This is a genomic window from Streptomyces sp. NPDC020362 (genome assembly GCF_040642095.1).
Taxonomy (GTDB): domain Bacteria; phylum Actinomycetota; class Actinomycetes; order Streptomycetales; family Streptomycetaceae; genus Streptomyces.
Genome location: NZ_JBFAET010000003.1, coordinates 65,566 through 78,455, shown reverse-complemented (window position 1 = coordinate 78,455; position 12,890 = coordinate 65,566). Strand labels below are relative to the sequence as shown.

9 protein-coding genes are annotated in these 12,890 nt (G+C 72.1%); 4 read left to right on the top strand and 5 right to left on the bottom strand.

The window, feature by feature from the left end; genetic code table 11:
• Positions 1 to 117: 117 nt before the first annotated feature.
• Positions 118 to 1,377, top strand: coding sequence for a S53 family peptidase (locus AB0H32_RS02380; protein WP_361112919.1), 1,260 nt, complete (start codon positions 118 to 120; stop codon positions 1,375 to 1,377).
• Positions 1,378 to 1,658: 281 nt separating this feature from the next.
• On the opposite strand, the gene AB0H32_RS02375 is transcribed toward AB0H32_RS02380, so the two are convergent.
• The 4 genes from AB0H32_RS02375 to AB0H32_RS02360 all read right to left on the bottom strand — a co-directional run bounded on the left by AB0H32_RS02375 (position 1,659) and on the right by AB0H32_RS02360 (position 7,571).
• Positions 1,659 to 3,911 (bottom strand): transglycosylase domain-containing protein, encoded by a 2,253-nt coding sequence (locus tag AB0H32_RS02375; RefSeq protein ID WP_361112916.1) that lies wholly within the window; start codon positions 3,909 to 3,911, stop codon positions 1,659 to 1,661.
• A 30-nt stretch (positions 3,912 to 3,941) separates the two neighbouring features.
• On the bottom strand, positions 3,942 to 6,179 hold the full coding sequence (locus tag AB0H32_RS02370; RefSeq protein WP_361112914.1) for a bifunctional polysaccharide deacetylase/glycosyltransferase family 2 protein: 2,238 nt from the start codon (positions 6,177 to 6,179) through the stop codon (positions 3,942 to 3,944).
• Between the two features lie 13 nt (positions 6,180 to 6,192).
• Complete coding sequence (locus AB0H32_RS02365; RefSeq protein ID WP_361112910.1) at positions 6,193 to 6,966, bottom strand: hypothetical protein; 774 nt, start codon at positions 6,964 to 6,966, stop codon at positions 6,193 to 6,195.
• 110 nt (positions 6,967 to 7,076) lie between these two features.
• Positions 7,077 to 7,571, bottom strand: coding sequence for a DUF1877 family protein (locus AB0H32_RS02360; RefSeq protein WP_361112907.1), 495 nt, complete (start codon positions 7,569 to 7,571; stop codon positions 7,077 to 7,079).
• Positions 7,572 to 8,307: 736 nt separating this feature from the next.
• Between AB0H32_RS02360 and AB0H32_RS02355 the strand changes: the two genes are divergently transcribed.
• Positions 8,308 to 8,940, top strand: a complete 633-nt coding sequence (locus AB0H32_RS02355) for an RNA polymerase sigma factor (protein ID WP_361113173.1) — start codon at positions 8,308 to 8,310, stop codon at positions 8,938 to 8,940.
• Between the two features lie 87 nt (positions 8,941 to 9,027).
• Positions 9,028 to 9,825, top strand: coding sequence for a hypothetical protein (locus tag AB0H32_RS02350; RefSeq protein ID WP_361112904.1), 798 nt, complete (start codon positions 9,028 to 9,030; stop codon positions 9,823 to 9,825).
• Positions 9,826 to 9,967: 142 nt separating this feature from the next.
• On the opposite strand, the gene AB0H32_RS02345 is transcribed toward AB0H32_RS02350, so the two are convergent.
• Complete coding sequence (locus AB0H32_RS02345) at positions 9,968 to 11,236, bottom strand: M64 family metallopeptidase (protein ID WP_361112901.1); 1,269 nt, start codon at positions 11,234 to 11,236, stop codon at positions 9,968 to 9,970.
• A 300-nt stretch (positions 11,237 to 11,536) separates the two neighbouring features.
• Here AB0H32_RS02345 and AB0H32_RS02340 point away from each other — a divergent pair, with 300 nt between their 5' ends.
• Positions 11,537 to 12,889 (top strand): hypothetical protein, encoded by a 1,353-nt coding sequence (locus tag AB0H32_RS02340; RefSeq protein ID WP_361112898.1) that lies wholly within the window; start codon positions 11,537 to 11,539, stop codon positions 12,887 to 12,889.
• Position 12,890 lies beyond the last annotated feature (1 nt).

Below are 12,890 nucleotides of genomic sequence, written 5' to 3'. Positions count from 1 at the left end.
CCGGAAGTCGGCTCCCCCACGGCCACCCCCAACGGGTAATTGTCATGCCCTTGACAGCAATGACGGTCATCCGGCCGCCGTCGTGGAGCCGCCCATCCCCCCACGGAGGGCAGTTCATTGCGTTCTCATCGCCGTAGGACCTCAATACGTCGCGGCGCCCCCGCGCTGCTGTCCGCAGCAGCCCTGATCACCGGCGGCCTCGCCGTCGCCTCCCAGTCGTCGGCCTTCGCGACGACGTCCACCGCATCCCCCACGGCCTCCTCGGCCTCCTCGGTGCACACCCACCGGCTCTGCTCGGAGCCGAGCAAGCCCGGCTACATGGCGTGCCAGTCGGTCGTCCGTACCGATGTGAAGGCGCAGAAGTCCCTCGGGCGCCACGACACCCCCAAGGGCTTCGGACCGGCCGACCTGCAGGCCGCCTACAACCTTCCCAAGGACGGCGGCAAGGGTGCCACCGTCGCGATCGTCGACGCCAACGACGACCCCAACGCCGAGAAGGACCTGGCGGCCTACCGGTCCCAGTACGGCCTGCCGGAGTGCAGCACGGGCAACGGCTGCTTCAAGAAGATCGACCAGGACGGCGGCACGAACTACCCGGCTCCCGACGCCGGCTGGGCGGGCGAGATCTCCCTGGACGTGGACATGGTCAGCGCGGCCTGCCCGCAGTGCCACATCCTGCTGGTCGAGGCCAAGTCCGCCAACATGGAAGACCTCGGCGCGGCCGTGAACCAGGCCGTCAAGCAGGGCGCCAAGTACGTCTCCAACAGCTACGGCGGCGACGAGGAGTCCAACGACACCACCGCGGACGACCAGTACTTCAAGCACCCCGGCGTCGCCATCACCGTCAGCTCCGGCGACAGCGGCTACGGCGTCGAGTACCCGGCCGCCTCGCAGTACGTGACCGCCGTCGGCGGCACCTCGCTCAAGAAGGACAGCAGCACCCGCGGCTACTCCGAGTCCGTCTGGGGCACCTCCGCCGGCGGCGAGGGAGCGGGCTCGGGCTGCTCGAAGTACGACGCCAAGCCGTCCTGGCAGAAGGACACCGACTGCGCCAAGCGCGCCGTCGCCGACGTCGCGGCGGTCGCCGACCCGGCCACCGGTCTCGCCGTCTACGACACCTACCAGGCCAGCGGCTGGAACGTGTACGGCGGCACCAGCGCCTCCGCGCCGTTCATCGCCGGCGTCTACGCCCTCGCGGGCGCCCCGGGCTCCGGTGACGTCCCGGCCTCGTACCCCTACGCCCACCCGGACAAGCTGAACGACGTCACCGACGGCTCCAACGGGTCCTGCAGCAACTACCTGTGCAAGGCGGGCAAGGGTTACGACGGCCCGACGGGCCTCGGCACCCCGAACGGTGTCGCGGCTTTCACCAAGTAGGCCGGACAGAACGGCGCTGCTCAGGGCGGCCACCGGTACGACGCCCTGCGCATCCGTGAGCGCTCCGGGATCACCACAGAGGGCCTGAGGCGACAGCAGTGGCCGCTGTCGCCGGTTCCGGGCCCGCCCGCTTCGCCCCGTCGGACCGTCCGGCGGGGCGAAGTGCTGTGCGGCAACCGTCCCAGGCACGCGCCGAATCGACCGGCGGTACCGCGGAGCCGGTCCGCCCGTGGGCACCCGCGGTCAACGGCACCCGTGGCGGTGGCACTCGGGGCCGGGGGTCAACGGCACCTGTGGTGGTGGCACTTGGGGCCCGCGGTCGGAGCGGCCGGCGTGGGGGCGGCTGTGCCGGACGGCCACTTGCCCGGCCTGCCCGCCCTGCCGGTCCTGCCGCCCTTCTTCTTCGGGGTCGCGGACGGGGAGGGCTTGGGAACGCCGGGCTCGTCGCTGCCGCGGCCCAGGGGGGCAGGGGCGGGGAAGGGAGTGTCGGGCAGGCCGGCGAGGGCGCCCTCCATGTACCGGGTCCAGATGTCGGTGGGGATGTCGCCGCCGAACACCTTCTGCAGGCCGCCCACGCCGACCAGGGACTGCAGCTGCGGGTGGTCCGGGTCCTCGCGGAAGAGGACCACGGAGGTGGCCAGTTGGCGGGTGTAGCCGACGAACCAGGCCGAGCGGTAGTCGTCGGTCGTTCCGGTCTTGCCCGCGGCCGTCCTGCCGAGGGCCGCGGCCTTGGTGCCGGTGCCCCGGGCTATGACGCCCCGCAGGACGTCGGTCACGTTGTCGGCGATGGCCGTCGACAGGGCCCGTACGGGAGCCGGGGCCGTGAAGCCGGGCAGTACGGAGCCGTTGTGGGTCACCTTGGTCACCGAGTACGGGCTGGCCTGCACACCGGAGGCGGCGAAGGTCGCGTAGGCGCCCGCCATGCGGATAGCGCTCGGTGTGGAGGTACCGATGTAGAAGCCGGCGCTGGGGGCGGCGAGGCTGTCGGAGCGCAGACCGAGGGCCTGCGCCGTCCGCGCCACGTTCTGGTAGCCGACGTCCTCTCCCAGCTGCACGTACGGCGTGTTGACCGACTGCTCCATCGCCTGCCTCAGGGAGATGTAGCCCCAGCGCTGTGCGGTGTCGTTGTGCTGGTGGAGGAGGCCGGTGGGGTCCTTGTCGTCGGTGACGTAGGTGCCCTGCTGGTCCTTGATCCTGATGCCGTCGTCGCCGTTGAACCTGCTGGCCGGGGTGATCGGCGCCGCGGGTTCGCCGGGCCGCAGTACGGCTCCGTACTGGAGCGCCGAGGCGAGGACGACGGGTTTGAACGTCGAGCCCACCGGGACGCCGGAGGTGTCGGCGTTGTCCGAGTAGTGGGCGTGGTCGAAGCCGGGTCCGCCGTAGACGGCGAGGATCCGGCCGGTCGATGGTTCCACCGAGGCGGCCCCGACCTGGACGTCCCGGTCGGCCGGCCGGTGGGCGGGGTCGAGGCGCCCCGCGCGGACGGCGGCGACGGCCTTCGCCAGTTGGGCGGTCCGCTTCTTGTCGAAGGTGGTGTGTATCTGGTAGCCGCCTCTGCTCAGGCTGCTGTCGGTGATGTTCCGGTCGTGCGCCTCGGCGTACGACCTGGCGAGCTGGACCAGGTAGCCGGTTTCGCCGGCGAGCCCCGAACCGGGGGTCCACTTCCTGGGGGCGGGGAATCCTGCGGCCGCGTACCGTGCCCGCTGGGCCGGCGTCAGCTTCCCGATCTTCACCATCCGGTCGAGCACCCAGGACCAGCGTGCCTTCGCCTGCGCCCTGGCCGTGGGGTCGGAGTCCGCGTGCTGGAAGAGGCTCGGTTCGTTGACCGCCGCCGCGAGGAAGGCTCCCCGGCTCGCGTCGAGCTTCTCCACCGGGCGGTCGTAGTACATGCGGGCCGCGGCCTGGATGCCGTTGGCCTGACGGCCGAAGAAGCAGGTGTTCAGATACCCCTGGAGGATCTGCTGCTTGCTCATGGAGGCGCCGATCTTGGTGGAGATCAGCAGTTCCCTGAACTTCCGCGAGACCGTCTGCGACTGGTCCAGGTAGGTGTTCTTGACGAACTGCTGGGTGATCGTCGACCCGGACTGGACCGAGCCGCCCTCGGCCATGTTGGCGACGGCGCGCAGGATGCCCTGCGGGTCGATGCCCGGGTCGGTGTAGAAGGAGGCGTTCTCCGCGGCGATGAAGTCCCACTGCACGTCGGCGGGCACCTGCGCGAGGGTGACGTTCTGCCGGTTGACGCTGCCGTCCGTCGCCAGGACCGTGCCGTCCGACCAGTAGTAGACGTTGTTCTGCAGCAGCGTCCTGGGGTTGGGGTCGGGGATGGTGACCGTGGCGTACGCATAGCCGACGACCGCCGTCGTGGCGCCGGAGCAGAGCAGGAAGAAGCCCAGCACCTGCCACAGCGACGGCAGCCAGCGGCGCAGCCCCGTCCTGTCCCGGCGCGGGTAGTCGATCCAACGTTTCTTCTGCGGCGCCGCTCTTCGCGCGCCGCCGTTGGAGCGCTGCGGCGGCCGACGGCGGTGTCCGCTCATGGGCTTGGATCACTGTCCTTTCGGTACGGCTCAGTACGACTGCGATGTTCCGTGTCGGTACGACGGGGGTGCCTCGTGCGGTACGGGCTGCCGGAAACCGCCGTGGGATGTCCCGTCGCCCACCGGGGCGTCCTGGAGGCTGCCGTACCGCTCCATGCGCTGCCATCTCAGCCGCGAGCCCGACACCGCGGTGAAGACGGACTGGATCACCACCAGGTAGATCAACTGGCGGTAGACGAACTGCTGCAGGGGCAGGCTCCACAGCGGGCCCGGCCGTTCTCCGTCCAGACGGAACGCGTACAGGCCCATCAGGAGTTGCAGCAGCAGGAAGGCCAGCCAGAGCCCGGCGATCCGGACCGGGTCGAGGAAGAGCAGCCCGTACAGGGCGAAGAGGTCCACGACGGGGGCGAGCAGCGGCAGCAGGACCTGGAAGAGGAGGAGGTACACCAGGCCGCGGCGGCCCAGTTTGCCGGCGGCGCCGCGCTGCGCCAGCGCGCCACGGTGCTTCCACATCGCCTGCAGGGTGCCGTAGCACCAGCGGTACCGCTGCCGCCACAGCGCGTTCAGTGACGCGGGTGCCTCGGTCCAGGCCACCGCACCCTCCTCGTAGACCACACGCCAGCCGTCGCGGCACAGCGCCATGGTGAGGTCGGTGTCCTCGGCGAGGGTGACGTCACTGACGCCTCCGAGGTCCAGCAGCGCCCGGCGGCGGAACGCGCCCACCGCTCCCGGGACGGTCGGCATGCACTCGGCCAGGTCGAACAGACGGCGGTCGAGATTGAAACCGACCACGTACTCGATGTGCTGCCAGCGGCCCAGCAGACCACCGCGGTTGACGACCTTGGCGTTGCCCGAGACGGCGCCGACCCGGGGGTCGGCGAAGGGCTGCACGATCGTACGGACGGTGTCGGGTTCGAAGACCGTGTCGCCGTCGACCATGACCACCAGCTCGCAGGTGGCCGCGGCGAGTCCCGTGTTGAGCGCGGCGGGCTTGCCCGCGTTCTGCTGCCGGATCACCCGCACCCCCGGCAGGCGGAGCGACTCCACCAGGTCGGCGGTGCCGTCGGTGGAACCGTCGTCCACCACGATGATCTCCACCGGATGGTCCGAGGCGACCAGTGAACGCACGGCCGCCTCGATCCCGGCGCTCTCGTTGTACGCCGGGACGATGACACTGACCGGTTCGTTCACCCGCGGCCCCCGGGACCGGCCGCGGCGCCTCATCCGCAGCCGCCGGTGCCGGCGGGCCGCGATCAGCACGATCGCCGCGCGCAGCACGCTGATCGCTCCGGCGGCGTACATCAGCACGCCCAGCAGCCGCACGGTCCAGTCGCCGGCCTGCAGCAGCCCGATGAGGACCACCCCCTGCAGATGGTCGGCGAGCCCGGCGCGCTGGACGGACCCGGCCATGCCGACCGCGGCGCCGACCGTCGCGAACCGGAAGCCCTGCGCCTTGAGCCGCGGGATCAGGGCGCTCAGCGCGGTGACGGTCTGGGACCGGTCACCACCCCCGTCGTGCATCAGCACGATCTGCCCGGCGTGGCCGTGCGGTGTCGCGTTCGCGAGGACACGATCCGCACCGGGGCGCTGCCAGTCCTCGGCGTCCTGGGTGGAGAGCACCGTCACATAGCCTGCGGCGTCGGCCTGCTCGAGGACGGTCCAGTCGGCGTCGTCCAGCGCATCGTTCGTCGAGGAGTAGGGCGGCCTCAGCAGTGCGGTGGTGACCCCCGTGGCGCCGGCCACCGCCAGCTGCGTCTCCCGCAGCTCCAGGGAACGCTGCCACGGGGCGAGGCGGGACAGGTCGGGGTGGGTGAAGGTGTGGATGCCGATCTGGTGGCCGTCGGCGACGATCCGGCGGACCAGCTCCGGATGGGCCACGACCTGGGTTCCGACGACGAAGAACGTCGCGTGCACATGGTTGCGGCGCAGTACGTCCAGGATGCGCGGCGTCCAGACGGGGTCGGGCCCGTCGTCGAAGGTGAGCGCGATGGTGCGGGCCTGGACCCGGGCGGTGTGCGCGGAGGTGGCGGCGCCCGCGATCACGGGGCCACCGTGGACCACCTGGCTGGGCACCGCGTCGTTCCGGCCACGGGCGCCGGTCACGGCGTCCGAGGTGATCCCGAACATGTGGTGGGTGTAACCCTGCAGCAGGAGGGCTGTCGACAGGGTCACCGTGAGCACGCCCAGCAGGAGCCAGTGGGTGCGGGGTGTGCTCCGGCGGGGGCAGCGGCCCTCGGCAGGAGCATCGCGGTGTCGGCGGTCGGTCACGTCGGGCCCTGGATCACTTCACGGGCCGGTGGGACGAGCCGAGAGCGCGCCCCTTGGAGGAGGGGGCCCGGACGGCGGTCGAGACCGGGGCGGTGGTGGAGGTCGGGGAGGTGGTCGTGGTGGGCGCAGCGGTGGACGTGGGAGCAGGGGTGGTGGAGTCCGGGCGGTCGGCGGCGCCGGGAGCCTTCTGCGCTGCGGTGCGGGACTTCTTCCGCGCCGCGGTGGGGCTCACGCTCTTCGCGGAGTGTCCGGTACCGGACGAGGAGCCGGGTGCGGTCACCCCGTGCGTCGCCGGATGCGTGGGCTCCGCCTGCGGGACGAACGGAGCGCTGACACTGGGGCCGCCCAGCAAGGTGCTGATCAGCAGGGCGACATAGACGCCGGCCGGGATCACCAGCAACCGGGCGGCGCGGAGCACGCGGCGCTGGCGTCGTCCCGAGGAATCGACGAAGACGGGCCGCCCGGACTCGCTCTCGTGTGCGTCCGGTTCCGGTACGGAAGGGACGGGAATGTCGAACATCGAGAGCTGCGCGGTGAGGAGGTCACCGTGCGGGGAGTCCCACTCGGTCGCAGTCTGCCCCGTCGGGTACACCCACTGCGCGGTCCGCGCCTCGTCCGGGGGCGGAGAAGCCGTGCCGCCGGTGACGTCCCCGCCGTACTCGTGGCTGTAGGGATACGCGTACCCGACACCGCCGTACGGCTCCTCGCCGTACGCCTCTCCGCTTTCGTCGCTCCACCGCACGAGTCGTGTCCCCTTGTCCTGGCCGACCGACGTGGTCACCCGCATGGAGAGAGCGCACGAGGCCGGAAGTGTTACACCTGGGGCTCACGGGACGGACGAAGCCGCCGAAAAGGCCTGATCCGGACAAGCGGTGAGCAGATGTGCCGATACGCGCGTCACGCCGCCAGGCGCTTGACCACCGCGTCGCCGGACTCGGCCGCGTGCGCGTAGAACGCCCGCAGCTCCTGGTGCGCCGCGGCGAACGCGCCCCACGTCTCGGGCTCCGCCGTCACGCCGCCGTAGCGCGGCAGCAGTTCGTCGCGGGCGAAGCCCCACAGCGCATCGAAGTCGGCCGCGCTCAGGAACCCGGCCACCCGGCGTGCCTGGGCCGCCGTCAGCACCAGGAGCTGCGGCTCGTGCCGGCCGGGGCGGAACACCGGCCGGCCACCGAGCACGACCTGGGCCTGGGGCCGGTCCTGGGCACTGTGCGGGGGAGCGCCGGCGTAGATGCGCTCCTGGTCCAGGTAGCGCTCGTCCAGCGCCTCCTCGCGGTGCCGGCCGCCCGGGTGCCGGACCGCCTCCACACCGCCCTCGAACTGTCGTTCCAGCCAGGTCACGCTGTTGCGCAGCGCCGGGGGCGGCACCGCTCGCATACGGAGGTACGCAGTCATGTCAGATGGAGCGCACGAAGGCGCCGAAGCATCACGCGGCGGCTGCGCGCTCCTCGTCGGCAGGGTCCCGTCGTTGCTTCGCCCGGGACGGCTCGCCGCGGCTGCCGTGCCGCCGAGCGGTGGCGGGCGGCCCGAACCCGGGCATCGGCGGACACGGCGCCCCGGGCATCGGCGAACACGGCAACCCCGGCACCGGCGGGCGCGGCGGGATCCGCGATCCGCGCCCGGCCGGCCGTCGCCGATCCGATACGTGCAGAAGCGGCCGGAATCTGCTAATTGGGCAGATTTCCGGCCGCTCCGTCCCTCTCCGTGCCGCTCACGGGGGGAGTCTGCAGCGGCACGGAGAGAGGCCGGGCGGTGCCGGCATCCAGAGGGTGGTCCCCCCTCGGTCTGCGCGGTACCGGCCCCGGTACTCAGCCAGCGCACGAAGGGCGCGAAACGTCACCCGGCGGGAGCGGCGCCGGTCCTGCACCGCCGCGGGCACACCGGATCCACGGGCGCGAAGAAGCCGTCCGGGGGCCCCGCGCGGGCCCCGGGGCGGCGTGGTTCCCCGGATCCCCATGCCCGGCCGTCACCCCGGCAGATGCACGGCGGCTCCGGCGGCGCCGTGAAGGACCACTGGTGCGTTGTGACACTTCTGTGAGAACTGACGCTGTTCTCCATGGGGCCGTCGATGCGACCGGAGCGCGACGGACGACACGGACTCGCTATGAACCCGGTGCGAACGAGGACAGCTTTGGGCCAGGTACGGCAACCCCGGCGTGTGCAGGCGTACGACGGGGAGCTGGGTGCTGCCGTCGCGCGGGCCCAGGACGGCGACGAGGCCGCCTTCGCGGTGGCCTACCGGATCGTGCAGCCGGGCCTGCTCGGCTACCTGCACGGGCTGGTCGGCGAGGACGCGGAGGACGTGGCCTCCGACGCCTGGCTGGAGATAGCCCGCGACCTCGGGCGCTTCAAGGGGGACGGCGCCGGGTTCCGCGGCTGGACCGCGACCATCGCCCGGCACCGGGCACTGGACCATCTGCGCCGCCAGCGCGTGCGGCCCCGGGCCGGCGGGACCGAGCAGGACCTGCTGCACCTGCCCGGCCCGAACAACACCCATGACCAGGCCCTGGAGTCCCTCTCCACCGAGCAGGCCCTGGAACTGGTCCACGGGCTGCCGCGGGACCAGGCCGAGGCCGTGCTCCTGCGGGTCGTCGTGGGCCTGGACGGTCCTGCCGCCGCACGCGTCCTCGGCAAGCGCCCGGGAGCGGTGCGCACGGCCGCCCACCGGGGCCTGAAACGCCTCGCCCGTCAGCTGGGCGTCGGCTGCGAGGCGGACGAGGGTGTGACGGATGAGGCTTCCCGAACGCTGGGGCAGTCGAAATGAACAACAAGGGCGACACTGGGCGGCCACAAGGCGCCGGGCCCAGCACCTCGAACGAATTGAAACGGTCGGACGGGAACGGAAACGGACATGGGTGAACGGCTGAGCGGCGACGGAGTTCCGGTCCGTCACCGGCATGGGCACCCCGGCGGCACCGTGTCCGGCCCCTGGGAGGGGCACGACTCCGCCACCCTGGAAGCGGTGCTGGCCGCCGCCATGCGCACAGAACGTCTCGACCCCGAGGCCGAGCAGCGGGCCCTGACCGCCTTCCGGTCCGCCGCCCACGGCGACGGCGCGCGACGGGCCCGTACCCGGCGCCGGGACGACTGGCGGCCGTCCGGGGAGCGGCGTCTGGGACGCCCGGTGCGGATGACGTTCGGCGTGGCGTTCGCCAGCCTCACCCTCGGCGGTGTCGCGGTCGCGGCCATCGGTTCCGCCGGTTCGTCCGCGGACCATGCCGGCAGCGGCCGGGGAACCGCGCGCCCGTCGGCGGTCGCGCCGGACCGGCCGGGCGGCACGGCCCCGTCGGCGTCCTCCGGTGGTCCGGGGGCGACGGGCCGCCCCTCCACCGCGAAGGACACCGAGGCCCACTGCCGCGCCTACGAGCAGGTGGAGAAGCACGGCAAGGCACTCGAGGCGACGGCCTGGCAGCGGCTCGTCGCGGCGGCCGGCGGCAAGGACAAGGTCTCCGCGTACTGCTCCGAGCAGCTGCGGCGGGCGACATCCGCGCCGAACGGCACGGGCAGTTCCGGCAAGGGCAGCACACATGCCGGCAACGGCACGTCCGGTGCCACCCCCGGCGGCACGCACGGCGCGACCGGCAACGGCCAGGCGGGCGGTGCGACCGGCCGGTCGGGCGGCGGCAAGGGCAGCGGGAAGCACCGGTAGCCCGCGCCTGCCCGGATCCGTGCCACCGTCGTGTCCTGCGGGCGCCGAGGGCGAGAGGGCATAGAGGGCGTAGAGGGCGAGAAGGTAAGGCGGGGAGGCCGAAGAGGACAGGAAGGCTGGTGGAGGCCGGGGGGCCTCTGCCTCACCGCACCGTCCACGTCAGCGAGTCGGACGTCTGCGCCCGGACCGCAGGGTCCCGTACGGCCGTCGTGCGGTCGGTCACGGTCGCCGTGACCGTGTGGCCCCGGCCGTGGACGCCCAGCCGGTGCGGCGTCACCGACAGGGCGCCGGTGGCCGACGGCACCTGTCTGCCGTCGACGTACCAGGTCAGTTCGAGGTCGGCGAGGCCGGTCAGCGGGGCGAGGCGTACGGTGATCCGCCGCCCTTGCCGGACCGGCCGGGACGTGGGGACGGAGGAGGTCAGCGCGTCCGCGTCGGCGTAGAAGCCGGCGATCATCGCCTCGCGGCCGACGACGTTGAACTCGGTCGAGGTCAGGGAGCGCATGATGGACGTCTCGGTCGGGCGGTAGATGCCCGTCTCGTAGTAGCCCCCGCCCTCGTACGTACCCACGACCGAGCCCGTCGGGTCCTGGGCCCCGAGCCAGCGGTACCACTTCGTCGTGCCCGGGTCGCGCAGGAGGGTGAGGTTGGCCTGGTCCGGTTCTTCGGCGTACGGGTAGGCACCGTAGCCCGCGTACTGGTACTCGTCGGCCAAGTGGCCTATGGAGTGGCCCAGTTCATGGGCGCCTATGAGGTACGACCTGTCATTGTCGGACGACATCGTCGCCACCCCGTGGAAGGGCGAGCCCGCCGGCAGGTCGCCGGCGGAGTAGCCCGCGCCGCCGTACTTGGTGGAGTTCGCGATGACGAAGACGATGTCGGCGTCCGGGGCCAGACCTGCGTAGTCCGCGACCTTGTCCGTGTCGACGCACAGCAGGCGTTCGAGGTCGTCGCAGAAGAAGCGGGCGCCCAGCGCGGTGTCCTTCGCGACATCGGCCGTCGGGTCGCCGGAGACGCCGGAGTCGTGGGAGACGGCGTCGACCAACCAGACGTTGAACAGACCGCGGTAGCTCCGGTACGGCTCGATGGCGAAGATCTTGTCCAGTTTCTCCTCGGCGTCCGAGGCGAACTCGCCCTGCTCGTCGGCGGTGTAGCCGTCGCCCATCACCACCAGGTCGAGCCGCCCGGTCACGGGGCCGGTCCGCTGGAGTGCCCTCACCGTCGGGGTGGCACCCCGGGGAGTAGGCACGTGGCGGGCCGTCGGGGCGGGGGTGTCCGCCGGGACGGTCACCTGGCGGGGTTCCGCTCCTGGACCGGGGAAGTACTCGACGCGCCGGGTGTGGGCGGGTGCGCCGGCAGCGGCGGCCGGCCCCGGGTTCGCTGCGACGACCAGCGCCGCGGCAGCGGCCAAGGCGGCTCCGGCAGCGGCGGTCCGGCGCAGGGCAGCTCTTGCGCGATGCGGCACGGGAACCTCGCTTAAGCATCCAGTTAAGTGGACTTAAGAACACACTTAACCTAGGGAGCCGATCAGGAATCGGCAAGACCCACAACAGAGTTGACGGTCCATCACCTCAGATGGCCGGCAGACGGACCCGACCGACCGCAGACCGTCGGTACAACTCTTCGGCATCGCCGTGTGTCTGGTGTGAGGAACTGGCGTTCCCGCGCAGTTCACGCATCCATCGCCGTCGCTTCACCCAGAGGGACCCGAATGCCTCACTCTGCTCCCGGCCTCCGTACGCTCCGCAGGACCGCCGGCGTCATCGGCGCCGGTGCGCTGATCGCGTTGGGCACCGCGCCCGGCGCCATGGCCGACGGCTCCGGGGCCGGCCTGGTGCTCGGGAAGGTCGCCCCGATCGACGGGGTGAAGCCCGGGAGCACCTTCGAGGCCCCGGTCACCTTCACCAACACAGGCACCGAGACGCTGCCGAAGGTCTGGCTGTCGTACTCCGTCACCCGGGGGCTGAGCCACACCGACATGCCCTCGAACTGCGAGCGCTGGGACGTCGGCTCGTACGACGAGATGCCGGCCGCGTCCACGGTGATCTGCGAGTTCGACCAGGCGGTGAAGCCGGGTGCCACCTACGCCCCCGAGAAGCCGCTGACCCTCAAGGCTCTCGACCGGGCGCTGTACGACGACCTGTTCGTCATGGTCGCCGACCGGAACATGGGCGCCGACGAGAACGCCACGGGGCCCGTGCGCGGAACCGGACCCGCGGTGAAGCTGGTGGAGCAGCCCGCCGGCTCCGCCGCCACCGGCAGCGGATCGAGGAGCCCCGACTACGACTCGGCCACCGTGCGGGTGAACACGGTGAACAAGGCCGACTTCCAGGTGTCGGGAGCGGAGCTGAAGGGCCGGGTCGGGGCCACGGTCGACGCCCGGGTGAAGTTCACCGACGCGGGCCCAGCCTGGGTGTTGGGGGAACTGGGCACCTCGGTGACCCGGGTTCTGATCAAGGTGCCCGCCGGCACGACGGTGGTCCGGGGGCTGGAGTACTGCAAGCACCCGGCGGCCGGAACCTACGACTGCGGCACCGTGCAGTCCTGGGTGGAAGAGGGCCAGGTGGAGAACTACGACTTCAGACTGAAGATCGACAAGGCGGTGCCCGGTGCCAAGGGCTCGGTGGCTCTGAAGGCGGAATCCCGGCCGTACGACGTGAACAAGGCGAACGACACGGCCGACATCCTGCTCGACGTCGGGGACAGCGGCTCCACGGGGGGCTCGGGTTCCACGGGCGGGACCGGCTCGACGGGCGGTTCCGGCTCCAGCGGCGGGAACGGGGCGACGGGTGGATCCGGCTCCAGCGGCGGGAACAGCTCGGCGGGCGGTTCCGGTTCCGGCGGCGACAGCGGGACGACGGGCGGATCCGGCACCGCCGGTGGAGCCGGGACCGCCGGTGGTTCCTCGGCCACTGGCTCTTCGGGGAGCGCCTCCTCCACCGGCGGCGGCCTCGCCGACACCGGTTCCGGTTCGGCCCTGCCCCTCGCGGGCGCCGCGGCAGCGGCCGTCGTTGCCGGTGCGGGTACGGTCCTGCTCGTACGCCGCCGCGCGGCCCGGCGGTAAC